General features: G+C 70.5%; 25 protein-coding genes. 13 read left to right on the top strand and 12 right to left on the bottom strand.

Annotated features, from left to right (window positions below):
* Window positions 1-312 precede the first annotated feature (312 nt).
* Window positions 313-906 carry a hypothetical protein gene (locus tag VF584_16140; GenBank protein HEX8211705.1) on the top strand — a complete coding sequence of 198 codons (594 nt, stop codon included), beginning with the start codon at window positions 313-315 and terminating at the stop codon, window positions 904-906.
* 295 nt (window positions 907-1,201) lie between these two features.
* Here the strand turns inward: VF584_16140 and VF584_16145 are convergent, their stop codons facing one another.
* The 6 genes from VF584_16145 to VF584_16170 form a co-directional block, all read right to left on the bottom strand.
* Window positions 1,202-1,774: a hypothetical protein gene (locus tag VF584_16145; protein HEX8211706.1), complete on the bottom strand. Its 573-nt coding sequence runs from the start codon at window positions 1,772-1,774 to the stop codon at window positions 1,202-1,204.
* A 389-nt stretch (window positions 1,775-2,163) separates the two neighbouring features.
* Complete coding sequence (locus tag VF584_16150) at window positions 2,164-2,982, bottom strand: MBL fold metallo-hydrolase (GenBank protein HEX8211707.1); 819 nt, start codon at window positions 2,980-2,982, stop codon at window positions 2,164-2,166.
* Between the two features lie 155 nt (window positions 2,983-3,137).
* Window positions 3,138-4,367 (bottom strand): putative sugar nucleotidyl transferase, encoded by a 1,230-nt coding sequence (locus tag VF584_16155; GenBank protein ID HEX8211708.1) that lies wholly within the window; start codon window positions 4,365-4,367, stop codon window positions 3,138-3,140.
* A gap of 228 nt (window positions 4,368-4,595) precedes the next feature.
* A complete protein-coding gene (locus VF584_16160; protein ID HEX8211709.1) occupies window positions 4,596-5,687 on the bottom strand; it encodes a sugar phosphate nucleotidyltransferase in 1,092 nt (363 codons plus the stop codon).
* Between the two features lie 31 nt (window positions 5,688-5,718).
* The gene (locus VF584_16165) at window positions 5,719-6,135 is read right to left on the bottom strand and encodes a response regulator (GenBank protein ID HEX8211710.1); all 417 of its coding nucleotides are present in this window, start codon (window positions 6,133-6,135) and stop codon (window positions 5,719-5,721) included.
* Window positions 6,132-6,485, bottom strand: coding sequence for a roadblock/LC7 domain-containing protein (locus VF584_16170; protein ID HEX8211711.1), 354 nt, complete (start codon window positions 6,483-6,485; stop codon window positions 6,132-6,134). The genes VF584_16165 and VF584_16170 overlap by 4 nt, the downstream gene beginning before the upstream one ends.
* A 225-nt stretch (window positions 6,486-6,710) precedes the next feature.
* Here VF584_16170 and VF584_16175 point away from each other — a divergent pair, with 225 nt between their 5' ends.
* The 5 genes from VF584_16175 to VF584_16195 all read left to right on the top strand — a co-directional run bounded on the left by VF584_16175 (window position 6,711) and on the right by VF584_16195 (window position 13,182).
* A complete protein-coding gene (locus VF584_16175; protein HEX8211712.1) occupies window positions 6,711-7,262 on the top strand; it encodes a hypothetical protein in 552 nt (183 codons plus the stop codon).
* Complete coding sequence (gene serS, locus VF584_16180) at window positions 7,262-8,557, top strand: serine--tRNA ligase (protein HEX8211713.1); 1,296 nt, start codon at window positions 7,262-7,264, stop codon at window positions 8,555-8,557. The genes VF584_16175 and serS overlap by 1 nt, the downstream gene beginning before the upstream one ends.
* 49 nt (window positions 8,558-8,606) lie before the next feature.
* A complete protein-coding gene (locus VF584_16185; protein ID HEX8211714.1) occupies window positions 8,607-9,848 on the top strand; it encodes a HAMP domain-containing sensor histidine kinase in 1,242 nt (413 codons plus the stop codon).
* 135 nt (window positions 9,849-9,983) lie between these two features.
* Window positions 9,984-12,305: a UvrD-helicase domain-containing protein gene (locus VF584_16190; protein ID HEX8211715.1), complete on the top strand. Its 2,322-nt coding sequence runs from the start codon at window positions 9,984-9,986 to the stop codon at window positions 12,303-12,305.
* 181 nt (window positions 12,306-12,486) lie between these two features.
* Window positions 12,487-13,182: a hypothetical protein gene (locus VF584_16195; GenBank protein ID HEX8211716.1), complete on the top strand. Its 696-nt coding sequence runs from the start codon at window positions 12,487-12,489 to the stop codon at window positions 13,180-13,182.
* A 330-nt stretch (window positions 13,183-13,512) separates the two neighbouring features.
* Here the strand turns inward: VF584_16195 and VF584_16200 are convergent, their stop codons facing one another.
* The 6 genes from VF584_16200 to VF584_16225 form a co-directional block, all read right to left on the bottom strand.
* Window positions 13,513-14,466 carry a zinc dependent phospholipase C family protein gene (locus VF584_16200; GenBank protein ID HEX8211717.1) on the bottom strand — a complete coding sequence of 318 codons (954 nt, stop codon included), beginning with the start codon at window positions 14,464-14,466 and terminating at the stop codon, window positions 13,513-13,515.
* On the bottom strand, window positions 14,432-14,806 hold the full coding sequence (locus VF584_16205) for a hypothetical protein (GenBank protein ID HEX8211718.1): 375 nt from the start codon (window positions 14,804-14,806) through the stop codon (window positions 14,432-14,434). The genes VF584_16200 and VF584_16205 overlap by 35 nt, the downstream gene beginning before the upstream one ends.
* 59 nt (window positions 14,807-14,865) lie before the next feature.
* The gene (locus tag VF584_16210; GenBank protein HEX8211719.1) at window positions 14,866-15,501 is read right to left on the bottom strand and encodes a hypothetical protein; all 636 of its coding nucleotides are present in this window, start codon (window positions 15,499-15,501) and stop codon (window positions 14,866-14,868) included.
* Between the two features lie 386 nt (window positions 15,502-15,887).
* A complete protein-coding gene (locus tag VF584_16215) occupies window positions 15,888-16,535 on the bottom strand; it encodes a hypothetical protein (protein ID HEX8211720.1) in 648 nt (215 codons plus the stop codon).
* On the bottom strand, window positions 16,532-17,395 hold the full coding sequence (locus VF584_16220; GenBank protein ID HEX8211721.1) for a nitrilase-related carbon-nitrogen hydrolase: 864 nt from the start codon (window positions 17,393-17,395) through the stop codon (window positions 16,532-16,534). Before VF584_16220 ends, VF584_16215 begins: the two co-directional genes overlap by 4 nt.
* Window positions 17,392-17,730 carry a P-II family nitrogen regulator gene (locus VF584_16225; GenBank protein HEX8211722.1) on the bottom strand — a complete coding sequence of 113 codons (339 nt, stop codon included), beginning with the start codon at window positions 17,728-17,730 and terminating at the stop codon, window positions 17,392-17,394. Before VF584_16225 ends, VF584_16220 begins: the two co-directional genes overlap by 4 nt.
* A gap of 193 nt (window positions 17,731-17,923) precedes the next feature.
* Between VF584_16225 and murA the strand changes: the two genes are divergently transcribed.
* From murA to rimP, 7 genes are all read left to right on the top strand, one after another.
* Entirely contained in the window at window positions 17,924-19,216 is a 1,293-nt protein-coding gene (murA, locus tag VF584_16230) for a UDP-N-acetylglucosamine 1-carboxyvinyltransferase (GenBank protein ID HEX8211723.1), read from the top strand.
* A 389-nt stretch (window positions 19,217-19,605) separates the two neighbouring features.
* Window positions 19,606-19,971, top strand: coding sequence for a hypothetical protein (locus VF584_16235; GenBank protein ID HEX8211724.1), 366 nt, complete (start codon window positions 19,606-19,608; stop codon window positions 19,969-19,971).
* Window positions 19,968-20,750 carry a polyphenol oxidase family protein gene (locus VF584_16240; protein ID HEX8211725.1) on the top strand — a complete coding sequence of 261 codons (783 nt, stop codon included), beginning with the start codon at window positions 19,968-19,970 and terminating at the stop codon, window positions 20,748-20,750. Before VF584_16235 ends, VF584_16240 begins: the two co-directional genes overlap by 4 nt.
* Before the next feature lie 57 nt (window positions 20,751-20,807).
* Window positions 20,808-21,641 (top strand): FRG domain-containing protein, encoded by an 834-nt coding sequence (locus VF584_16245; GenBank protein HEX8211726.1) that lies wholly within the window; start codon window positions 20,808-20,810, stop codon window positions 21,639-21,641.
* 84 nt (window positions 21,642-21,725) lie between these two features.
* Window positions 21,726-22,751 (top strand): hypothetical protein, encoded by a 1,026-nt coding sequence (locus VF584_16250; GenBank protein ID HEX8211727.1) that lies wholly within the window; start codon window positions 21,726-21,728, stop codon window positions 22,749-22,751.
* 129 nt (window positions 22,752-22,880) lie between these two features.
* The gene (locus tag VF584_16255) at window positions 22,881-23,420 is read left to right on the top strand and encodes a cupin domain-containing protein (protein HEX8211728.1); all 540 of its coding nucleotides are present in this window, start codon (window positions 22,881-22,883) and stop codon (window positions 23,418-23,420) included.
* A gap of 187 nt (window positions 23,421-23,607) precedes the next feature.
* Entirely contained in the window at window positions 23,608-24,141 is a 534-nt protein-coding gene (gene rimP, locus VF584_16260) for a ribosome maturation factor RimP (protein ID HEX8211729.1), read from the top strand.
* The last annotated feature ends 6 nt before the right edge of the window (window positions 24,142-24,147 follow it).

Genomic DNA, 24,147 nt, shown 5'->3' on the forward strand with positions numbered 1-24,147 from the left:
CTGCCGCGATGCTTGCCCAGCGGCCTAACGACACAAGGGTCAGGGGTGCGGGGCCAGCGCGCAAGCCTTCCGTCCGGCCGAAGGCATGGACGGCCCCGCATCCCCTGCAGCCGATTGTTAGGCCGCGAATACGGCCGGAGTTGCGCTTATCAGGCGGTGTTTATTCGTTGCCCGGAGTTTCCGACTTCACGCCTTGATCTGCGAGCGAGATAAGCTGAATGCCACGTTCACGCGCAGATTGACTGGACTGCATCGTGCATGACTTCCCATCCATCCACTTCTTGTAGCTCGGCGCGCTGGGGAACGACAACAATGAGAACGTTCGTGATTCTTCTCGCCGTCCTCTGCTGGGCGTGCACGCCGGAAACGGCTGAGAAGCGCACTGCCGCCGCTGGCGCCGCCGCCCCGAATCGCCCGGCCAGAACGCCGGCTACCACCCAAGCCGGCTCCAAGCCCGCGCCCTCTCCCTCTCCCTCGACCGACTCCGCTGCCGATGCCGCGGCGGAGCTGCGACGGCTGGTCGCGGCGCGACAGATGATCCGCTTTCAGCACGACGAGACAGACGTCAGCGAGTTCGAAGTCAGCGAGGCAAACCCTCCCTCGGCGTACGCAGGGGACTACGACTTCGGCGACTCCGAGGGGGAATCGACTCTGACGCTGTCGGTGCGGGGAAACGCCGTCACCGGCACCTTGGGGTATGCCGATTGGGAGAACGAGAGATGGGTCCCGAAGGAAGTGCGGCTCGACAGTGGCAGGATTGAGCGCGGCAAGCTGACCGCGCCTGGGTGGAGCGGGATCTTCGTCAGCTATCAGGGACAGCCGGGCCTCATCATCCTCCGCGCCCCAGCTCACCTCATGGAGGTCGAATTCGGAGAGCGCGTATCAGGCGGGGACATCTCCCAATGACCCCGCGCTCGATCGCCGCCGCCCATCACCGTGCGGCGAGTTGTTGTGCCTCACCGTGTACCGCAGGGCGCCCGAGAAGGGGTGCGGCGGCTCGCCACCTAAGCTGAGCGAGCGGTGAAACACACGGCAGCCGCGGGAGGAGGATCACCTGTGGCTCCCGCGATGCTTGTCCAGCGGCCTAACGACCAAGTTCAGGCGCGTGCGGCCGGACGATGCCTGCCTGAGAAACAATGCCGGGCCGCACGTCGCCTGCAACGCCTTGTTCGGCGACTCAGCGGCCGAGACCCTCATTCACTCAGTAGGACCACATCTGCTGATGGCCCACTGGGTTTGAGAGCGCAAAGCCTTGCAGCACCCACCAGATGAGATCGAGTTGTTCGAACACCTCGGTGACTGCGGCTTCGACCTCTCTGATCTGAACCTCCCATCCCACCGGCAGAAGGAGCTGCCCTTTCTTGTTCAGCCCATAGCGGAAGCTCATGCCCGCTGGATCGAGGTCGTGTACGCGCTTTACCGTCGCGCGGTGGCGATCGATCAAGAAGTCGTAACCGTGGTGCTGAAGCTTAATCGTGAGTTCACGCTCTACCTCCACAAGCGAATGGGTCCCCATCCGTGCCGCGTTCGCAGACGGCGGCGCAGGCTCGTTCTCGGGAGCGGGGCACGGGGTCAGAACGGCGTCGACTTCGCGGAGTACCGCCTTCAGCATCAGTTCGAGAGCGTGACGGAAGCAGTAGAGCGCGGGGATGGCAAGCGTGTGATACGCCGAAGGCGTCGGCTTGGCGACTTCGGTTGTGAGGTGCAGCGCAGCGTCGAGGAACGACCGGGCGTACGCTGGGTCCGTGCCGCGCCCGATCACGACGCCCGTCACGTCGTCCCCTTCGGACCCGCAGGGTGGGTAGTACTCGAACTGACCGACAGACCGGAACATGGGACCCGATCAGGATAACTTGTGAGGTTGAGCTGATGCCTGTGCCGCCGAACTACTCACTAAGTAGACAGAATTCGGGTATGCACGCAAGGATGTGATAACCTAATTCGCGTTGCCAACAACTACCTGCGATGCCTTGAGAATCGGTGTTATCTGGATTCACCGGTTTCCAGAATAACACCCCCCAGTTCGTGGCGAGGTTGCATCAACTTCTGCTTCGGCAGGCAGTTCGGGCGCATAGGAGGAACGTCCTGTCCGGGTATGCGCAGATGCTTGCCAGGTAACACGCCTGTTCGGTGCGTTATCCCGACAAGGGAAGGAACCGCGGCTCAGAACAGACTCGTCTGTGCAGGCAGTCGCGCGGTGCGGCGCTGGGAGACGTCGATGGGGTCGAGGGGGCGGTGCTGGGTGGCGACGACGAGGGTGCCGCCGTAGCGGCGGCCGAGGGCCTCGCCGACGGTGTCGTGGGCGAGGGCGGGGTCGTTGGCCTGCTCGGAGAGGTGGGCGAGGACGACGGCGCAGAGGCCGTCGTGGTGGAGCTCGCGCACCAGCTCGGCGGCGGCGCGGTTGGAGAGGTGGCCGTGGCTCCCGCCGATGCGCGCCTTCACCGACCAGGGGTAGGGGCTCTCGCGCAGCAGGATCTCGTCGTGGTTCGACTCCAGGATCAGCACGTCGCAGCCCTGCAGCGCGTGCCGCACCGTCGCCGTGGCGCGGCCCAGGTCCGTGGCGATGCCCAGCTTCTCGCCGGTGGCGCGCTCGGTGACCGTCACGGCGACGGGGTCGATGGCGTCGTGGACGGTGAGGAAGGGGGTCACGATGAGGCCGCCGATCTCCACCTCGCGGTCGCTGGTGTAGGCGACGACGCGCTCCGTGCCGTCCAGCAGGTCGTCGCAGATGGAGCGGGTCTTGTCCGTGAGGTAGAGCGGGAGGCCCCAGCGCCGCGCGGCCACGCCCATGCCGCGGGTGTGGTCGCTGTGGTCGTGCGTCACCAGGAGCGCCGTGAGGGTGCACGGATCGACTTCCACGGCATCCAGGCGGCGCTCCAGGTCGCGCCCGCTGAACCCTGCATCGACGAGGAGGCGCACGCCGTCCGATTCGATCAGGACGGCGTTGCCCCTGCTTCCGCTTCCCAGGACGGTGACCTTCAAGGTGATGCGTGGGTGCGGGGGACGAACGAAAGTGCTAAGTGCTGAGTCCTAAGTGCTGAACTGCGGTGCGTGAGGGCGTTGATGCGTGAGTGCGCTTTCTACTCAGGACTTAGCACTTAGCACTTAGCACTTAGCACTTAGCACTTAGCACTTCCTTACTCCGGCCGCCCCCGCTTCCAGGCCGCTTCCAGCTGCGCGCGGGCGCCGGGGGCGAGATCCACCTTGCGGCGCGCCATGGCGCGCTCGGCGACTTCGAGGAACTTGTCGACCCGGTACGCCGATAGCTCCTCTCCTGTTCCCCAACTGAAGGGCGGAACGTGCTTGGGAGGCATCTCCGCGCCGTACAGGTTGCTTCCCGCGCCCACCACGGTGCCGGTGTTCAGGAGGAGGCCGATCCCCGTCTTCACGTGGTCGCCCAGGAAGCAGCCCATCTTGATCTCGCCCGTGTCCGTCTCGCCGGCGGGGGTCCAGAGGCGCACGTTGCCGTAGTTGTTCTTGAGGTCGCTGTTGGTGGTGAACGCGCCCAGGTTCACCCACGCGCCCAGGTAGGCGTGGCCGATGTGCCCGTCGTGCGCCTTGTTGACGTACGACAGGCAGATGCTCTCCGCGAACTCGCCGCGGATGCGGCACACCTCGCCGGTGGAGAATGCCTCCAGCGAGCCGCCCAGGATGGTGCTGCGCTTCCCCACGTACGCCGGGCCGGCGATGCGGCTGAAGGCGCGCACCTGCACCCCGTCGTCGAACCAGACGGGGCCGCCGGTGGCGTCGATCACCACGCCGGGCTCGATCCGTACGCCCTCGCCCTGGATGATGGCGTGCTCGCCGAACCAGTGGACGCCGTGGGGCAGGGCAGTGGCCGGCGGCTTCGGAAAGAGCCCCTCCACGTCCAATGCCACCTGCCCGAAGCCCTCCGACATCAGTTCCCACACGCGGTGCAGGGTGCGCCCAGGGAGCTGAACGGCGCCGGTGCGGTCCAGGTGGCGCGCGGGCTCGGTGAACCACTCCGCGTTCGGGGCGGGAGTGCCGGCGGGGGCGTACCACCCCACTACCTCGTCGCCCACCAGCAGCGGCCCCGCGCCGCCGCGCCGCTCGCGCCATGTGTCGCCACTCCCCCACGACGGCACCGCGCGCGCCGCTATGAAGAGCCGGTCGCCCTCGGTGGGGATCTCGTCGAAGGAGAGGACGGGTGCGGCGCCGGGCTCGGCGAAGCCGGCCAGGTGCCCGGCCGCGAGGTGCCCCGCCACGCGCCCTCCAAAGAGCCGCTCCGCCCGCTCCCGAAAGGTCAGCGCCCCAAAGCGGAGCTCCCCCGCCGGCCGCGTGAGGGCGAATGGCTCCCACGCGCGCGTGACGGCGTCGTCGAAGAGGATCAGGGAGAGGTCTGGCATGGAAGAAAGTGCGTGAGTGCGTTAGTGCGTGAGTGCGCTGGATAGTGCCGAGTGCCTGGTGCTCAGTGCCCAGTCGACCGGCGGTTGAAACCGCTGCAACAACCGCGGGAAGTCCGCCTTCGCGAACTGGTGCGGCGCCGGAATCTGCCGCGCCCCTCGACCTCTCCCCCTCACCCGCCCTGCGCCCCCGCAGGCGGGGGAGGGGGCCGGGGGGAGGGGGCCCTCCCCTCACAGCTTCCGCAGCTCCTCCGGCAGCTGCGCCAGCATCTCCTTCAGCTCCGGCGTGCGGTCGCGGTGGGCGACAAAGGTGACGCCGCCCGTGCGCACGATCAGCAGGTCCTCCACGCCGAACGCAACCACCGGACCGTCGTCGGCATAGAGGGTGAGGCCGCGCGACTCGACGGCGTAGGCGGGGCCCAGCACCACGTTGCCGGCCTCGTCGGCGGGGCGGGTGCGGCGGACGGCATCCCAGGCGCCCACGTCGTCCCAGTCGAAGGTAGCGCGCACCACGCCGACGCGGTCGGAGCGCTCGAGGACGGCGTGGTCGATGGAGAGGGTGGGGGCGCGGGCGAAGAAGGCGTCCGTGTCGCCGGCGCGCACCACCGCGACCAGCTCGGAGAGCTCGGGGGAGACGCGCTGCATCTCGTCCAGCAGGTCGGCGGCGCGCCAGACGAAGAGGCCCGTGTTCCACAGGTACTCGCCCGAGGCCAGGTAGCCCGCGGCGGTGGCGGCGTCCGGCTTCTCCACGAACTGCGCCACCCCGTAGCCGGGGTCGCCGAGCGGGTCCGCGTCGGTTCCGGCGAGGGGATCGCCCAGGCGCACGTAGCCGTACCCCGTCTCCGGGCGAGTGGGGACGGCGCCGATGGTGAAGAGGCGGCGGTGCGCCACGGCGAGCTCCGCCGCACGCGCGATCAGCTCGCGGAACTTCTCCGGCGGCGCGATCACGTGGTCGGCGTGCAGCGACACCATGACGGCGTCCGGATCGCGGCGCTCCAGCTCGGCGGCGGCCCAGGCGAGGACCGGGGCGGTGCCGGCGGCGCGCGGCTCCAGAAGCAGATTCTGCTCGCCCAGCTCGGGAAGGGCGCCCAGCAGGGGGCCGGCCAGGTGCGCCCCGGTCAGGATGCGCAGCCGCTCCGCCGGAACCAGCGGGAGGATGCGGTCCACGGTGTCGCGGATCAGCGGCTGCGCCGATGCCAGCGGCAGGAGCTGCTTGGGGCGTGCAGGGGTGCTCACCGGCCAGAAACGCGAACCCACACCGCCGGCAAGGATCACCGTCCAGAGGTGTGGGCTCGGGGCCGGGGCGCCGTTGGTGTCGCTCACGGGTGCGCCTCGGGTCAACTTGAGATGAATGTCAGTCTTCGCTGGGCGGCTCGCCGCCGCCGAACAGCTCGTCCACCCGCGCCAGCAGCTTCTTGGGCGAGAACGGCTTGGTGAAGAAGTCCGTCGCGCCCAGCTCCAGCGCCTGGTGCCGGTCCGCGTCCTGCCCCTTGGCCGTCAGGATGATGACCGGCGTCTCGCGGCGGTGCTCCATCGCGCGCGCCTCCGCCAGCACCTCCAGCCCGGTGACGTAGGGCATCATGATGTCCAGCAGCACCACGTCGATCGGCTCGTCCGACTTCAGCACCTCCAGCGCCTCGCGGCCGTCGGAGACGAGCGTCACCTGGTAGGGGCCCTGCTCCAGCTTCATCTGGATGATGCGGCCGATGTGGGGCTCGTCGTCGGCCACCAGCACGCGGCGCATCACCGGCTCGGCGGACGCGGTGCTCATACCAGCCGGGCGAGGGCCTCGCGGCGCGCGCCCACCTCGTGGAGGAGCGGCGCGAACCCGACCCCGTCGCGCAGGAGGATCGCCAGGAGGAGCTCTTCCGAGAGCACCGCCACCACCGCCACCCCGCTCCCCATCCGCGCCACCACCGTCGATGCCGCCCCGGTGCCCGCGGCCTCGCCCAGCGCGCGCGCCGACTGCGCCACCCCGGGCACCATGGCGGACACCGTCTCGGCGTCCAGCGAGGAGTCGCCCGCGTGCTGGATCAGGAGGCCGTCGCGCCCCAGCACCAGCACGTGCTCCACCCCGGGGTGGGCGCGCAGGGCTTGAAGGGCGTCGTCGAGCTCGGACATGGCGCGGATCTCCGGCGGGCGTGTGTGTCGGTGGCGGTGTGGCGTAGGGGGTCAACGTACCCGCGCACGGGGGGGCGCGTCAACCCTGGCGCCACCCCGGAACCCTTGTGGTGTACTTGACGTGACCCTCGCGCGCGGGCTAGGATTCCCGCGGCGCCCGGAGCTTTCCGGGCGCGTTCCTGTTCCGCGCGCAAACCGCAGTCGATTCTCACGATAGGAAGAACCGTGCGCAGGTTTCTGCTGATCCTCGCCGCCGCGCTTTCCGCGCCGGCCGTCGCCGCGTGCGACGACCCCACGTCGTTCCTCAACGAGCCCATCCTGCGCGCCGATTCCGCGCTGGTGCTGCGCGCGCCCACCGCGCCGGGCGCCGACGCGCCGTCGGCGCTCAACGGCGCCGGGCCGAACACCGTATCGCCGGAGCGCCCGCAGTTCGCGGGGCAGTACGATTTCGCGCTGCGGCAGAGCGGCTCCACCTTCCGCTTCGTCGTGCTGGAGACGCCCACGACCACGGGCCGGCCGGGGATCGCGCTGAGCGCCACGCCGTTCCCGAACATCGAGGAGGCTTCGCGCCGCCGCACGGAGTACTCGGACAGCTCTGTGGTGCTGGTGGCGGGCGCGTCGTACACCTACCGCACGCGCCAGTACCAGAGCGCCGTCGGCCCGTGCTTCAACTACGGCAAGCTGAGGGTGTTGGCCCTCGATCCGGCGCAGGGGACGGCCAGCATTCAGGCGATGGTGAACCTGAACTGCGACGACGAGCGCCTGACCACGGACTGATGCTCGACATCCAGCAGATCCGCCACGACCCGGAGGGAGTCCGCGCGCGCCTTGCCGCCCGCGGCAACCCCGCCGAGACCGACGCCGCCGTGGAGCGCCTCGGCGCGCTGGACGCCGAGCGGCGCGGGCTGGTGGCGGAGGCGGATGCGCTCAAGGCGCGCCGCAACCAGGTCTCGCGCGAGGTGGGCGAGATGAAGCGCCGCGGCGAGGACGCCGATGCGCTCGTCACCGAGATGCGCGCCGTGGGCGACCGCATCGGTGAGATCGACGTGCGCGTGCGCGGGGTGGAGGAGGAGCGCGATCGGCTCCTCCTGAACATCCCCAACGTCACCGACCCCTCCGTCCCCGCCGGCGGCGAGGAGGCGAACACCGTCGTGAGGACGTGGGGAGAGCCGCGGCGCCTCGACTTCGCGGCGCGCCCGCACTGGGAGCTGGCGGCGGAGCTGGGGATGCTGGACCTCGCCGGCGGGGCCAAGGTGGCGGGGAGCGGCTTCCCGGCGTACCGCGGGATCGGGGCGCGGCTGCAGCGCGCCCTCATCAACTTCATGCTCGACCTGCACACCACCGAGCACGGCTACACGGAGATCGAGCCGCCCTTCCTCGTCGGCCGCGACGCCATGACGGGAACGGGGCAGCTTCCCAAGTTCGAGGACGACGCCTACCGCATCGAGAGCGACGACCTCTTTCTGATCCCCACCGCCGAGGTACCGGTCACCAACCTGCACCGCGACGAGCTGCTGGCCGGCGACCGGCTCCCCATCGCCTACGCCGCCTACTCGCCCTGCTTCCGCCGCGAAGCCGGCTCGGCGGGCAAGGACACGCGCGGCCTCCTGCGCCTCCACCAGTTCGACAAAGTGGAGATGGTGCGGTTCGAGCGGCCGGAGGCATCGGACGAGGCGCTGGAGCGGCTGGTGACGCAGGCGGAGCGCGTGCTTCAGCTCCTGGGGCTCCCTTACCGCATCCTGCTGCTGGCCGCGGGGGACACGGGTTTCTCCAGCGCGAAGACGTACGACCTGGAGGTGTGGGCGCCGGGAGTGGAGCGCTGGCTCGAGGTGAGCAGCTGTTCCAACTTCCGCGACTTCCAGGCGCGCCGCGCGGGCATCCGCTTCCGGCCGGAGGCGGGGGCGAAGCCGGAATTCGTGCATACGCTGAACGGCTCGGGCGTGGCCCTGCCGCGCACGGTGGTGGCACTGATCGAGAACGGGCAGCAGGAGGACGGCTCGATCGTCATCCCCGAGGCGCTGCGGCGCTACGTCGGCACGGACCGGATCGCGGCGCCCGCCGGGCCCGCGTAGCATCACCCAGGGGCGCGGCCCGCCGCGCCCCGTACTCCCCCCTCCGCGTATGAGCCGCCGCCTCTGGCCGACGCTGCTGGGCCTGATGGCCGCGGCGATCCTGGCGTCGTACGTCCTCTACAACCAGCTGCTGGTGCGCGAGATGCGCCGCGAAGCCGCGGTGCACACGCGCATGGTCACCGCCATCCTGAGCGGCCTCAACGACCCCAGCGAAGACGCGCCGCTGCAGACGCTCTGGAAGCTGTCGGCCACCATGCCGCAGCTCGACGTCCCCTTTGTGTACCTGGACAGCGAGGGGGTGCCGGCCTACGCCATCAACCTTCCCTTCGAGGCGGACCTGGCGAAGCCGGAGGACGCGGCGCGGGTGAAGGCGTACGCGCGAAAGCTGGGGCGCCGCAACCCGCCCGTGGTGGAGCCGTTGCTGGGGACCACCTACTACGGCGACTCCCCCACGGTGCGCCGCCTGCGCTGGATCCCCTGGCTGCAGGTGACGGCGCTGGCGGGGATCCTGGTGGCGGCGTGGTGGATGGTGCGGCACAACACGCGCACGGAGCGGGAGCGGATCTGGGCCGCGATGGCGCGCGAGTCCGCCCACCAGATGGCGACGCCGCTCTCCTCGCTCGCCGGCTGGGTGGAGATCCTGCGCCTTCCGCAGGAGGAGCGCGAGGACATGGCCTCCCTCCCCGCCGTGGCCGCGGAGATGGAGGCCGACCTGGACCGCCTGGAAAAGGTGGCGCACCGCTTCGAGTGGATCGGCCGCCCCGTGCAGACGCAGGCCGTGGAGGTGCGCACCCTTCTGCGCGTGCTGGAGCGCTACATGCGCGTGCGCCTTCCGCGCCTGGGCCGCAGCGTGCAGATCGAGGTCGACGTCCCCGAGGGCACGCCCCCGGTGCTGGCCAACGCGGTGCTCCTGGAGTGGGCCCTCGAGAACCTGGTCAAGAACGCCCTCGACGCCCTGGCCGGCACCGGCGGCCGCATTTGCGTGGAGGCCGAATCGCGCGGGGAGCGCCGCGTCTCCATCCGCGTGACGGACGACGGCCCCGGCGTGGCTCCCGCCGTGCGCGGCACGCTCTTCGATCCGGGCGTATCCACCAAGAAGGGCGGCTGGGGCGTGGGCCTCTCCCTGGCGCGCCGCATCGTGGAAGACGTGCACGGCGGGCGCCTCGCCCTCCTCCCCGCGGAGCCCGGCGCGCGCGGCGCATCCTTTGAGATCACCCTCCCCGCCGCGTCCGACCCGCCGGGCAACGAAGGCTTCCGTGCCCTGCGCTTCAGCGGTGCGTCACGAGGATGAAAAACCCTCACACAGAGCCACAGAGGAAACCACGAGAAAGGAAAACGGGTGCACCGGAGCCCTCCCCGTCCTTTCTTTACCCCTCTGCGGCTCTGTGTGAAATTGCTGTTTCGCACTAACGCACTAACGCACTGAATGGCAGTCGACCTTTCCCACCTGAACCCCGAACAGCGCGAGGCGGCCGGCCACTTCGAGGGTCCGCTCCTGGTGCTGGCGGGCGCGGGCTCCGGCAAGACGCGCGTGCTCACCACCCGCATCGCGTGGCTGGTGGACGAGATGGGCGTGGACCCGGGGAGCATCCTCTCGCTCACCTTCACCAACAAGGCCGCGGGCGAGATGCGCGAGCGCGTCCGCGCACGGCTGGGCCGCGAGCCCACCGGGATGTGGATCGGGACCTTCCACGCCATCGGCGCGCGCATGCTGCGGCGCGATGCCACGCGGCTGGGGTGGACGCCCAACTTCCTCGTGTACGACGCCGACGATGCGGAAGCGCTCACCAAGCGCATCATCCGCGACGACCTGCGCCTGGACGTCAAGCGCTGGCCGCCGCGCGCGGTGCACTCCGCCATATCGTCCGCCAAGAACGAGCTGACCGGGCCGCGGGCGTACGCCGACAGCGCGGATGACCCCTTCAAGCGCGTGGTGGCGGACGTGTACCCGCGCTACCAGGCGGCGCTCAAGAACGCCAACGCGTTCGACTTCGACGACCTGCTGGTGAAGCCGGTCGAGCTCCTGCGCACGATGCCCGCAGTGCGCGAGCGCTACAGGGAGCGCTTCCCCTTCGTGCTGGTCGACGAGTACCAGGACACCAACCACGCGCAGTACGTCCTTCTCCAGGAGCTGGTGAAGGAGAACGGGAGCGAGAACCTGTTCGTGGTGGGCGACGACGACCAGTCCATCTACGGCTGGCGCGGCGCGGACGTGCGCAACATCCTGGATTTCGAAAAGGACTTCCCCCAGGCGCGCGTCGTGAGGCTGGAGCAGAACTACCGCTCCACGCAGACCATCCTGGCCGCCGCCAACCGCGTCATCGCCGAGAACGTGCGGCGCAAGGGGAAGACGCTGCGAACGGAGAACGCGCGGGGCGAGCTCCTCACGCTGGTGGAGGCCGCGGACGAGAGCGACGAGAGCGAGTGGATCGCCGACGAGGTGCGCGCGCGCCAGGCGGACGACCCGACGCTGGAGCTGCGCAACTTCGTGATCCTGTACCGCACCAACGCCCAGTCGCGCGCCATGGAAGAGGCGCTGCGCCGCCGCGGCATCCCCTACCGCGTGATCGGCGGCACGCGCTTCTACGAGCGGCGCGAGGTACGCGACGCTCTCGCCTATCTGCGCCTGGTGGCGAACCCCGGCGCGGACGAGGCCTTTCTGCGCATCGTCAACGTCCCCCGCCGCGGCATCGGCGACGCGTCGGTGGCGCGGCTGGCGGAGCACGCCTCGCGCGCCGGCATCTCGCTCCTCGCCGCCGCCGAGCACGCGGGCGAGGTGGATGGCATCCGCGGCGCGGCGGCCCGGGCGCTCCCCGACCTCGCGGCGCTCATCCGCAAGCACGCGGCGATGGCCGAGCGGGGGATGCCCGTCCCCGAGCTGATGCGCGATCTGGTGACGGAGAGCGGGCTGGTGCAGTCGCTCAAGGACGAGGGGCCGGAGGGCGACGACCGCGTCGCCAACCTGGAGGAGCTCATCGCCGGCGCCGCGGACCTCCAGCGCCGCCTGGACGAGGAGGACCCCGAGCTGATGATGGAGCTGGAGGAGCTGGGGGAGACGGCGCCGCGCGGCGTGGACCTCTTCCTGGGCCACGTGGCGCTCGTGGCCGACATCGACCAGCACGACGCCTCGGCGGACACGGTGTCGATGATGACGCTTCACAACGCCAAGGGGCTGGAGTTCCCCTTCGTCTTCATCGCTGGGATGGAGGACGGGCTCTTTCCCATGAGCCGCGCGCACGACGAGCCGGCGCAGCTGGAGGAGGAGCGCCGCCTCTTCTACGTGGGGATCACGCGCGCCGAGCGGAAGCTCTACCTGATTCACGCCCGCCGCCGCCGCCGGGGCGCGCAGTGGATGGACTCCATCCCATCTTCGTTCCTGGAGTCGGTGCCGGACGAGCTGACCGAGACGCGCCGCACCGCCCGGATCATGGAGCGCAGCTCGTCGTACTCGCAGCCGTGGAAATTCGTCTCGCCGGACTTCCGCACGCGCCGCGACCGGATCTTCGGCGCACCGGCCCCGCTCGCCTCTCCCGCGGGCGACGACGGGTACACGGTGGACTACTCGGACTCGCAGGACGCGCCGCAGATCATCAAGGGCGCGCGCGTCCGCCACCCGCAGTTCGGCGCGGGCACGGTGGCCGAGCTGGCGGGAGGGGGGCGGGACGTACGCGCTACCATCGACTTCGACTCCGTGGGGCGCAAGTCGGTGGTGCTGCGCTACGCAAACCTGGAGCGCGAATGGGAGTAATGGCGCGATCCGTGCGGGTGCGGAGCCGCTGGCCCGCGTCTTCCATGAGAGTAGCTGCCGGTGACGGAGCGCAGGCGCGAATCGTCATTCTTTCCGGAGCTTCCGGCAATCTGTTCACCCGTGAAATGAAGCCGTGTCCGTCGCGTTACTCAGCAGGCTGAGCCGTGTTCTCGCGATGTGCATGCTCCTCGCCGTGATCGCTTCCGCCGCCGCCGAAGCGCCCGAGCTGGCGCCCGAACCCGGCGACCGGCGCGAGCTGGTGGTGCTGGTGCACGGGATGGGGCGCAGCCGCCTTTCGATGTTCATCATGGCCCGCTCGCTGGAGGGCTCGGGCTACCGCGTGCTCAACTGGGGGTATCCCAGCACCGCCAAGGGCGTCCCCGTGCTCGGCGAGCGCCTGGCCGATGTGGTGCGGAGCCACCGGGGCGAGGCTCCGCGCGTGCACTTCGTCACGCACTCGCTGGGGAGCATCATCGTGCGCTGGGCGCTTGCCAACGATCCGCCGGCGCCGCTGGGGCGCGTGGTGATGCTGGCGCCGCCCAACCAGGGCTCTCGCAGCGCCGACCGCTACACGCCGTGGGTGGGCTGGCTCCTGCCGCCCATCCGCGAGCTGCGCACCGACTCCACCGCCACCGCACGCACGCTCCCCCTGCCGTCGAACGCCGAGGTGGGCGTGATCGCGGGCGAGCGCGACGGCAAGGTGTCGATCACCGAGTCGCACCTGGAGGGGGAGCGAGACCACGTGGTGGTGCGCGCGCACCACACCTTCATCATGAACCGCGGCGACGTGCGGCGCCTGGTGACGCGCTTCCTCGGCACCGGCTCCTTCGGCCACGGGGACGGGCGTCCGGCGCACCCGCACGCGGCAGCGCGGTAGGGCCCTCACCCCCAGCGTCGCTCCGCGACGCATCCCCCTCCCCCCAAACTGCCTGGGGGAGGGGCGAAGAGCCCTCTCCCCGCTCGTTCCTCGCTGCCCCTCCCCCAAACTGCGGGGGAGGGGCGTACGCGTTGATCCCTGCGGGGTCTCTGGATCACGTTTGTTCAGGTGCCCGCTCTCCAGGAGCGAATGAATTCGCCGCTGGAAAAACACAAAGTGCGCCTTCGCGGACTCCGGGTCCAATGCCGCGCTTCTCGAGACCGCTTTAGCGGTCTTCGCGTGGTTCCAGCCGGGGGCTTCAGCCCCCGGTGCTTCCATCCCCCGGTGCTTTCATCCCCCGGCCGTCACCACCTGCTCCAGGTACCCGAACGGCACCGCCGGCAGCGGAAAGAACTCGTCGGCCATCTCGCGGAGGAGCTCGGGGCGGTCCCATGCACCGTCGCGGAGGGCCATGCGGCGCACCTGCTTGGACAGCGACAGGTTGCGGTCGCCGATGGGGTCCAGGCCTGCCGCGATCGCCTCGCCGCGGTGGTTCAGGTAGTCCACCACGTAGTCGAACGAGCGCTCCACGTACCCCTGCACCGTCTCTGGCGCCAGCTCCCAGCGCGAGTTGGTGATGAGGGTGCCGAAGACGTTCTGCCAGCGGTCGTTGTCCTGGAAGCGTATGAGGCCGCGGAAGATGCGGCGGTTGGTGCGGAAGGAGAAGAGGGTGGCGGAGAGCACCTGGTCGAAGAGGGTGTCCGCCGCCGTGTGGTCGTGGTCCATCACCACGCTGCGCGCCAGGCGGATGTACCGCTCGCCCACGTGCTTGTCCATCCGCACTTCCCAGTACGAGTGCCCCAGCCCCTTGGTGGACGACGTCATCAGGAGCTGGCGCGGGACGTACCAGTTGTGCGCGATGGTGTCCGCAGCAAGGTGCGACAGGTACCCCAGCCCTACCGCCCGCAGCCGGTCCGACGGCGCGGAGGAGTGGATCTCCTCGCCGATGTGCCAGTGGTGGCAGTGGCGGCCTTCGGGGGCGTACTTCTTGGCGAGCGAGATGTCGGCCGCGAGGGAGCCGTAGAGGAAGTCCCACGGATGCGCCGCGAGCAGCACCCGCACCGCCTCTGGAACCAGGTGCAGGTTCTGGAGGAGCGTCTGGCCCAGGTACACGTGCGTAGCCGGACCCCATGCGTAGGCGGGGTCCGGCAGCAGGACCAGGAGCAGCGCGGCGATGCCGAAGGCGGCGAGCAGGGCTCCACCTCCCCGGCTACTGGCGGTCCGCGAGATCTTCGGCCTCGGCATCCAGCTCGTCCGAACCGTTGGCGGCGTGGCGGAGCTGCTCGCGGGCGTCCGCGAGGATGCGCTGCACCTCCTCGCGGAACTCCTCCAGCAGCTCGCGTCCCACGTCGATCACCTCTTCCTCGGTCAGCCCCTCCACCTGTGCCGGCTCGGGCACTCGCACCCGCACCGCGTCGGCGGGGACGGTGCCGCGCAGGCGTCCGCGCTTCGGCTTCAGCTCGCGCATCAGCCGCTCGCGCGCGGACTTGGGGCGCGGCCGCAGCAGCAGGGTGGCGCCCACGCCCAGCGCCGTGCCGATGGCGAACGCGGTGAGGAAGTCGGTGGTGTCGTCCTGTTCGGGCATGGGTCCTCGGAAGTGCGTTAGTGCGTGAGTGCGTCAGTGCGCTCGGTTCTCTGGGGCACTCAGGAGTCGGGACCTGGAAGGCGGGACGGCTGCGCGGCGTCTCGCGCTTCGATGCGGATGCTCAGCTCGTCGTCGGTGATCTCGTGGTCCATCGGGTCGGCCGCGGCGCGTTCTCTGGGCGTGCGGCGGAGCTCGCCGGCGCCGGCCTTCACGCCGCGCAGGGTGGAGGCGGTGCGGACGAAGAGCTCCTCGGCCTCCTGCTGCGCCACGTCGAGGAGCGCGTTCAGGTCTGCGGCGCGGGTCTCCGCGCTTTCCACCACGCGTCCGATCCGCTCGTTCGCGTTGGAGACGGTGCGACTGATCTCCGTGACGTTACCCTGGACCGTCGCCACCATGGCGCGGGCAGATTCGCTGGCCGCGATGGCATTGCGCACCGCCGGGTCCACGTCGATGCGCAGCTTCTCCGCCGCCGCCTTCACCTTCTTGTACACCTTCCACGACAGCAGCAGGATCGCCAGCGTGATGATCCCGATCCCGATCAGGGCGAGCGCGATGACGATCTGGGCGATGCTGCTCAGCGTATCCACCCACCCCTGCCACCCGCCCTGCGCCGGTATCGCGACCACCGTGTCGCGCGCCACCGCCTGTGCCAGGCCGGCCACCACCGCCGGGTTGAGTGCTTCGAAAACGATCAAACGGATTGCTCCGGAAGGGGCAGATAAGTGCGTTAGTGCGTTAGTGCGGGCCGCTGCCCCCGCACGCCGGGGGATGAATCCCCCGGCTGGAACGACGGGAAGGCGGCTGAAGCCGGCTCGAGAACCGCGGCTTCCGTCTCACACCTTTTCTCCCACACCATGTCATCCTGAGCAACGCGCTTCGCCGGCCTCGCCCCGTCTCTGACCTTCGGCGCGGAGCGAAGGATCTACTGCGCGTGCCGAGGGGCTCGTCGTTACCCGCCGTCCTCTTGCCTCGCCGGCTAGATCCTTCGGGCGCCGCAGGAGCGCGGTGCCCGCCGCGAAGGTCGCGGAGGCGGCTTCCTCAGGATGACAGGTCGAGGGATCAACGCACTCACGCACTTCGCTCACTCCAGCAGATCCACCCCCAGTGTCCGCGTCCCCAGCTTCGGGACGATGCGCGGAGCGAGGCGGGCGGCGCGGCCGGCCCGGAAGCGGCGCTTCACCTGCTCGGCGGCGTCGGCCGGGAGAGCGTCGAGCGCCGCGGGGTCGCGGCCGTCCAGCCAGCGGCGGAGGGCGGCGTCCAGCGCTTCCACACCACCAGCGGCCGCGGCCAGGGCGCGCACCTCGGACGATGCGAACCAGCCGCCGCACAGGCCCGCCACCTCGCTGGCGTACAGGTCACCCAGCGGAAGAAGCGGCTCGGGAGGAAGCGCCGCGCCCAGCAGCAGCTCCGTCTTGTTGGCCGGGTGCGCCGTCAGCGCGCGCTCCAGCAGCCGCGCCTTCACCCGCCGTATCTCGTCGTGCAGGCGCTCCTGTGACACGCCGGGCGGCAGAAGGTGCAAGAGCGGTTCCACCTCCGCCCCCTTCACCGTCACGCGCACCATGGCGTCATTTCCCAGCGCGGCGGCCAGGAAACGCGCGGCGAGCGCGGCTTCGGGCGAGCCGTCGTCCAGCAGCGCCACGCGTTGGACGCCCCGGTCGGCAAGCGCCTGGCGTGCGACGGCGCCCACGGCATCGCCGATGCGCGCGGCGCGGCGCTCTGCCTCCGTCACCGCGCCTCCACGATGCGCGCCAGCTCGCGCAGGATGATGTCGGGCCGGTCGTCTCGGACCTGCGAAAAGGGGCGGCGCGCGGCGGCCACCGCATCCAGCGACAGCTCCACGGTGAGCCGGTCTTCGGCCACGTCGTCGCCGCGGGCGATGACATCGCCGCCGGGCGCGACCACGATGGAGCCGCCCGCGAAGACGCAACTCCCCTCCACGCCCACCCTGTTCGCGAGCACCACGTATACGCCGTATGCGGCCGCCGCGGAGCAGCACAGGTGCTCCCATGACGCGCGCGAAGACCAGCGCCCACCCGCCGCGCCGCCGGCCCACGCGCCGCGGCCGGAGGCGGCGGACTGCACGAGGATCACGTGCGCGCCGTCCGCTGCGAGGAGGTAGGCGAGGGCGGGGTGCCAAAGGTCCTCGCACACCAGCATCCCCACGCGCCACCCGCCGCCCGCATCGTAGGCGCGCACCCGCTCGCCGCGGCCAAAGAAGCGCCCCTCCTCGAACATCCCGTACGTGGGGAGGTGCACCTTGCGATGGCGATGGAGCACGCGCCCGCCCCGCAGGTGGAGCGCCGCGTTGTAAGGGATGAAGCGCGCGTCGTGCTCGATCGTCCCCACCACGACCTCCGGCCCGTCCGCCAGGGCGGGGAAGGGCTCCGCCACCTCAGGCACGGCCAGCGTGTGGACGGAGTCGCGCACGTCGTAGCCGGTCATGGAGAGCTCGGGCGTCAGCACCACGTCCACCCCGTCGCGTGCGGCGTCGGCCTGGGCGCGGGCGATGCGCGCGAGGTTGGCGGCGGGGTCGGCGAGCGTGGAGGACATCTGCTCCACCCGCAGCCGAACGGTGCGGCCCCAGCTCATCCGTGGCCCAGCTCCCGCGACAGCCCCTCCACGCGCGACACGGGGACGGCGAAGACGATGCCGGTGGTGGGGCCGTCCAGGTCGCCGCACACCTCGCGCACCAGCGCCATCACGCGCTCCACCTTGTCGTCCGCCATCACGCTGAACAGGGTGTGGTTGCGCGGGCGGGCGCGGCGCAGCGCCTCCAGCCCGGCAAAGATGGGGGCCTCGTTCGCCAGCAGCCGTCCCATCCCCTCGCTCTGCAGGACGGTGGCGCCGGTCACGCCCAGCTCCAGGAAACCGGCGAGGAGCTCCTCCGTCTTTTCCTCGTCGACCACGGCGATCACGAGCTGCACGGCGCTCTCCGGTGGGGCGGCATGGCTTGCGCAAAGGGGTTCGCGCATCTTATCCCACGCGGCGAAGGGGTGTCAAGCAAGGCACCGGGCGCCGTGCACGATCTTTGCGCCCGCCCCCGGCGACCCCCCCGCGCGGCGCGGCCATCCGGCCGGCAGCCGGGGCGGCGCACATCCAAACGATCCGGAGCCGAGAGTGCCCAAGTTCATCGTCCACGGCGGCCAGCCGCTGAACGGCGTCATCCGTCCCACCGGCAACAAGAACGCGGCGCTTCCCATGATCGCCGCCACCCTTCTGACAGACGAGGACGTCTTCCTGGAGAACGTCCCCCGCATCAAGGACGTGCTCACGCTGCTGAGCCTCCTGGAGGTGCTGGGCGCGGAGACGGAGTGGACCGGTCCCAGCGAGGTGCGCGTGCGCGCCGCCAGGGTGGGCGAGACCCAGCTCGACGCGGGGCAGGCCGCGCGCATCCGCGCATCCATCCTCCTGGCCGGCCCCATGGTGGCGCGCACGGGCGGGATGAAGCTCCCCCCTCCGGGCGGCGACGTGATCGGCCGGCGGCGCGTGGACACGCACTTCCTGGCGCTCCGCAAGCTGGGCGCGGAGGTGGTGGAGGACCCCGACTTCTTCGGCCTGCGCGCCGAGGGCGGGCTCAAGGGCGCGGACATGTTCCTGGACGAGCCCAGCGTCACGGCCACCGAGAACGCCGTCATGGCCGCATCGCTGGCCAAGGGCACCACGCGCATCCGCAACGCCGCCGCCGAGCCGCACGTCCAGGACCTGTGCAACATGCTGGTCGGGATGGGCGCCAGGATCAACGGCATCGGCACGGGGACGCTGGAGATCGAGGGGCAGGAGCGGCTGCGCGGCGGGCGCTTCCGCATCACCTCGGACCACATCGAGATCGGCTCGTTCATCGGGCTGGCGGTGGTCACGCGCGGCGAGATCACCATCCAGGACGCCGCCGTCCACCACCTGGACTCGACGCTGAACGGCTTCCGCCGCCTGGGCGTCACGGTGGAGGTACGCGGCGAGGACCTGTTCATCCCCGGCGGGCAGGAGCCGGAGGTGCAGATGGACATGGGCGGCCACATCCCCACGCTGGGCGACGGCCCGTGGCCCCAGTTCCCGGCCGACCTCACCTCCATCGCGCTGGTGACGGCCACGCAGTGCCGCGGCACCATCCTGGTGCACGAAAAGATGTTCGAGAGCCGGATGTTCTTTGCGGACAAGCTGGTCTCGATGGGCGCCCGCCTGGTGCTCTGCGACCCGCACCGCGTGCTGGTGATCGGCCCCTCCCCCCTGCGCGGCGCCCCGGTGGAGAGCCCCGACATCCGCGCCGGCATGGCGCTCCTGATCGCGGCCCTCGGCGCCCGGGGCCGCAGCGACATCTACAACATCGCGCAGATCGAGCGCGGCTACGAGCGGATCGACGAGCGCCTGATCGCCCTGGGCGCGCGGATCGAAAAGGCGGATTCGCGGACCTGAGGGGGGGCGTCGCGGCGGCCCCCACCCCCGCTCGTCACCTCGCGGCCCCTCCCCCAAAACCACCTGGGGGAGGGGCGTAGGTCGGCATCAGGCTGCTGCGCACAGGTCGGGTAGGGGCGCGATTATCGCGCCCGTGCCCGGCGCTGCTCCGCTGCCCGGCCGCACACATCAGGGAACGTCGTAGGGGCAGCCCCGCGTGGCTGCCCGTGCCCGCCCCCGCAACATCCCGCACAACCCGCGCGGATGCATGCGGAACGCCCCTCTCCCAGCAGTTTGGGAGAGGGGCAGCGAGGGACGAGCGGGGTGAGGGCCCCCCGCGAAACCCACCCCCACACCGCACCGTTCTCGGACGGAGAGCAACCCGCCACCTCATCACCTGGAAGACCAACATGACAGACGAACAGCGCAAGCGCCCGGCAGGGATCGGCGAGGGTATCCGCACGGGGATCGGGGTCCTGACGGCCTTCAAGGAAGCAATCGAGGAGACCATCCAGGAAACCGTCGACCGCGGCGACCTCAAGCCCGAGCGCGCAAAGCAGGCGCTCACCGACGCACTCACCCGTGCGCATGGTGCCGTGGGCGACGTGCGCGAGCGGCTCGATTTCGTATCGCGCAAGGAGTTCGACGAGCTGCGCGCCGAGGTCGCGGAGCTGCGGCGCAGGCTGGACGGCGGCGGCGCGCCGACGCTCCTCTCGCCTCCCACCGGCGGCGACCGGCCGGGCGGCGAGGGTCCGCTCGAGCAGCGGATGCCATGAGCGTTGCCGACCCCGTCGCCGCGCGCACCGTCGCCGAGGTGCGCGCGGCGGGCGACGTGCCGCTGTGGGTGCACCCCGAGTGGGCGGAGCGCTTCCCCTTTCTCGTGCAGGGCACCACCGGCCGCGGCGACGGGGACGAGCCGTTCGACCTGGGCCTCTCCGGCGAGCAGCCGGTCGGCGCGGTGCTGGGCCGCTGGCGCGCGCTGGCCGCGGGGACCGGGATGGAGACCGTAGCCCATGCGCGCCAGGTGCACGCGGCGGACATCTGGATCCACCGCGAGCGCGGCGCGCCGGGGATCGTGGTGATGGACCGCTTCGACGGCCACGTCACCGACCGCGCGCAGCTCCTGCTGACCGTCAGCGTGGCGGACTGCGTTCCGGTGTTTATCGTCGATCCGGAGGTGCGCGCCGTCGCGCTCGTGCACTCCGGGTGGCGCGGGACGGCGGCGGGGATCGTAGAGCGCGCCACCCACCGGCTGGTGGAGAGCTGGCAGAGCCCGCCCGGGCGGCTCTGGCTGCACTGCGGGCCCTCTATCTGCGGCGCGTGCTACGAGGTGGGGCCGGAGGTGCACGCCGGCGTCCACCCCGGCCGCGAGCCGCCCGCGGGGAAAACGCCCATCGACCTGCGCGCCGCCATCGCCGCGCGCGCCGTGGGCGCGGGGCTCCTGCCGGAGCACGTCTCCGTGTCCTCGCACTGCACGCTGTGCGGCGACGATGACTTCTTCTCGCACCGCGGCGGGTCGCCGGGGCGGCAGATGGGGGTGCTGGGGCTGAGGTAGGCGCCGGAACGGTTCTTCCGTACCCCCGCGTGCACCAACCGCCACGGGGAGAGACGGATGCAGCGCAGGAGCTTCGAAGGGATCGAAGAGATCCGCGTGGAAACGCTGGGCGAGCTGGTGGACCGCACCACGCCCACCGAGTACGATCCGGCCAGCGGGCGCCTGCGCGCGGCCTCCGTGTTCCGCGGCTCCAAGCGCGCGGACTGGGCATTGCTCACCAGCCTGGACCGGCTGGGCGGCACCAACCCGCCTCACGGCAAGCAGCACCTGGAGGAGCACATCCTCCGCAACTTCATCCGCTACTCGCGTCCGCATCTGCAGCAGCTGCCCGCCAACGAGTGGGAGCTGCTGGTGACCGCGCAGCACCACGGCCTTCCCACGCGCCTGCTGGACTGGACCTACTCGCCGCTGGTGGCCGCGCACTTCGCCACCCTCGGCGGCGACCCGCGCGCCGACCGCGTGATCTGGCGGCTGGATTGGGGGAAGCTCCACGAGCACTTCGGCCTGCCGCAGATCGCCTTCCTGGTGCAGGATCTGGACGGCCTGTTGCGCGAAAAGGGCGTGGACTCGCTCTGGAAGCTGTTCGGCGAGTCCGAGGGCGGCCCGGTGGAGCTGGTGTGCATGCTGGACCCGCCCGCCATCGACAATCGCATCGTGGTGCAGGCCGCCGCCTTCACCATCTCCACGGACAAGACCCGCTCGTTCGACGAGATCCTGCGCTCGAACGGCATCCTGCACGCGCTCACCCGCTTCGTGATCCCCGCGGAGCGCATCAACCACCTGCGCGACCAGCTGGACCTGGTCACCGTCGACGAGCGCCGGCTCTTTCCGGACCTGGACGGCGTGGCGGCGGAGATGCGGCGGTACTATGATGCATCGGCGGAGGGGTGAGCGGCGCGCGGCGTAGGCCGTAATTCCTAGTGCCAGCCTCCCGCGTCTCTCCGATGGAGTCTCTCCCCCAACGGGTGAATCACGATGCCCCCCATCCTCGTTTGGAACACCCGTGGTGACGCGCAGAACCAGCACGTGTGGATCACCAACTGGGCCGCGGGAACTGTGCCCTACAACACGCTCGACTGGGCGATCTTCGTGGAGTCAGGGACTGGCAGCCACCATCCGAATTCTTCGGTGGTGCCGGAGTCAGGCGGAAAGGGGCTGGATCTTACCAGGTTCGCAGAACCCTACTTCGCCGCCTGCGCCACCCTCCTGGGCATGACGCGGATCGCCGCCAATGGAGGGGTGAGCCAACTGAGGAACTCGGAGATCACCTCCCCGGTGGGGAACGCGATCCCGGCCGCCTTGGACGTTTCTTTCGAAACGAACACGGAAATCGCCAGGTGGGCGATGCGCCCGCTGGAGCGATTCATCGACATGGCCAAGTACGGCGGCAACGCCCCCATCGTGCCTGCCGGAGGAAGCGGAGGGCCGATCCGCAAGTCGGTGCGCAACCAGGGGGCGGCGAACTCGTACGCCTCCAGCCGGCCGGCGTGGCTTCGCCAGGCGCGCACGTTCCGCGAGTCGAAGCAGGACATCATCAACGAGATCCAAAGGCGGGTGAACCTGCTGGGGCACAGGCGGCCGCACGTGATAGACAGCAACGGGTTCAAAATTTACTTCTGGCACGCGCCGCAGGGAAGCGCGGGTGCGCTCTCCACCGTCGGGCTCGACGACACCATCCCCCAGGCGTATGGCTCGGGCGGCACACTTGCCATCGCGGCCAACCAGTTGCTGTCGATGTACCTGGGGATACAGACGTGGGACGCGGTGCATGCCCAGTGGCGGCACGGAGCGTTTCCCGCCACCGTGGCCATCGCGGGCGACCTGAACGTCAGGGCCGCAGGGATAAGCACCATCTACGGGAATCCGTCCGTTGCTTCGAGCGCGGACGACTGGTGCCACGTGGTGTGGGCCGCGGGGGTGGCCATGCAGAGCCACACGGACACCGCCGCCACCGCGGCCGTCCCGACGCTCTCGGATCACGACCCCGTGGCGATATACTAGTCCGTTCACGGAAATGGAAGCTGCGCGGAGGAGCCCCCCGAGCGGCTGGGCTCTTGCTTTCGCCTGCCGGCCCCTGTCACCTATTCCAGACAGGGTCCCACCCCGAGCCGCGAACACCGGAGAACCCCGATGCGCTGTTCCATCCTCGGCTGGGCAGCCGTCCTCGCGGCCAGCGCCGCCTGCACCCGCGCCACCCCGCCGGCTCCCAGTCCGCCGGGGGGCGGGGTGATCCTGGCGGCGGACCAGGGGGAGCTCTATCACCTGGGGCAGCGCCGGTCGCCGACGCTCATCAAGGTCGATCCCAAGGTGGCGGGCTCCAGGCACCTGTTCATGCTGAGCGAGGTGCTGCCGCCGGGCACGGGCGTGCCGGTGCATCGCCACCTGCACGACGAGGAGATCCTCTTCATCCACCAGGGAACGGTCACGATCACGCTGGGGGACCGGGTGCAGGAGGCGCGGGCGGGGGCCACGGTGTTCATCCCGCCGAACACCTGGATCGGCGTCCGCAACACGGGGAGCGAGCCGGCCACCTTCCTGGCGATCTTCGCCGACCCCGCGACGGGCGACTACTTCCGCGGGATCGGCCGCGCCCCGGGCGACACGCGGCCCGCACCCACCGCCGCCGAGTTCGCCGAGCTGAACCGCCGGCACCACATGGAGTATCGCTGACGCGCCGCCCATTCCCCATTCCCGATTCCCCATTCCCCAGCGGTCCAACCTTGACGCCGCCTGCATTCTCCTGTATTCTTTCACGTTCGATGGTTTGACGGACGCCCCCGGGCGGACCGTCTGTCGAAGTGGGGAGCGGCTGCCCCGCTTTTTTTATTGCCATCCACCGGGATGGACGGAGGCGCGGATGCCGGGAACCTCCCTCGCCGACGAGATCGCGCGGCAGGTAGAGGCCATGGGGCTGGAGGTCGTGGAGCTGGAGCAGGCCGGCAACGCCGTGCGCCCCATCCTGCGCCTCTACATCGACCGGCCGGACTCGGTGCCGGGCGTGGGTGAGACGGGCGTTTCGCTGGCGGACTGCGCCACGGTGTCGCGCGCGCTGGAGCCCCTGCTCGACGCCCGCGAGGATCTCTCCGACCGGTACGTGCTGGAGGTGTCGTCGCCCGGGGTGGAGCGGCCGCTGGTGAGGCTGCGCGACTACACGCGCTTCGCCGGGCAGGACGTGGCGCTGCGCGGCAAGGTGCCCCTCGCCGGGCGGGCGAAGCGGCTGGAGGGAACACTGGGCGGCGTGCGCGGCGAGCCGGGGAGCGAGCAGGTGGCGCTGCGGCTGCCGGACGGCGAAGAAGTGGAGATCCCGCTGAGCGAGATCGACCGGGCGAACCTGGTCTACCGGTGGGAGCGCAAGGCGCGCCCCGCAAGCCGGACCAATCCTGAGGAATAGACGGAG

It is taken from the genome of Longimicrobium sp. (assembly GCA_036389135.1).
In the GTDB taxonomy this organism is placed as follows: domain Bacteria; phylum Gemmatimonadota; class Gemmatimonadetes; order Longimicrobiales; family Longimicrobiaceae; genus Longimicrobium.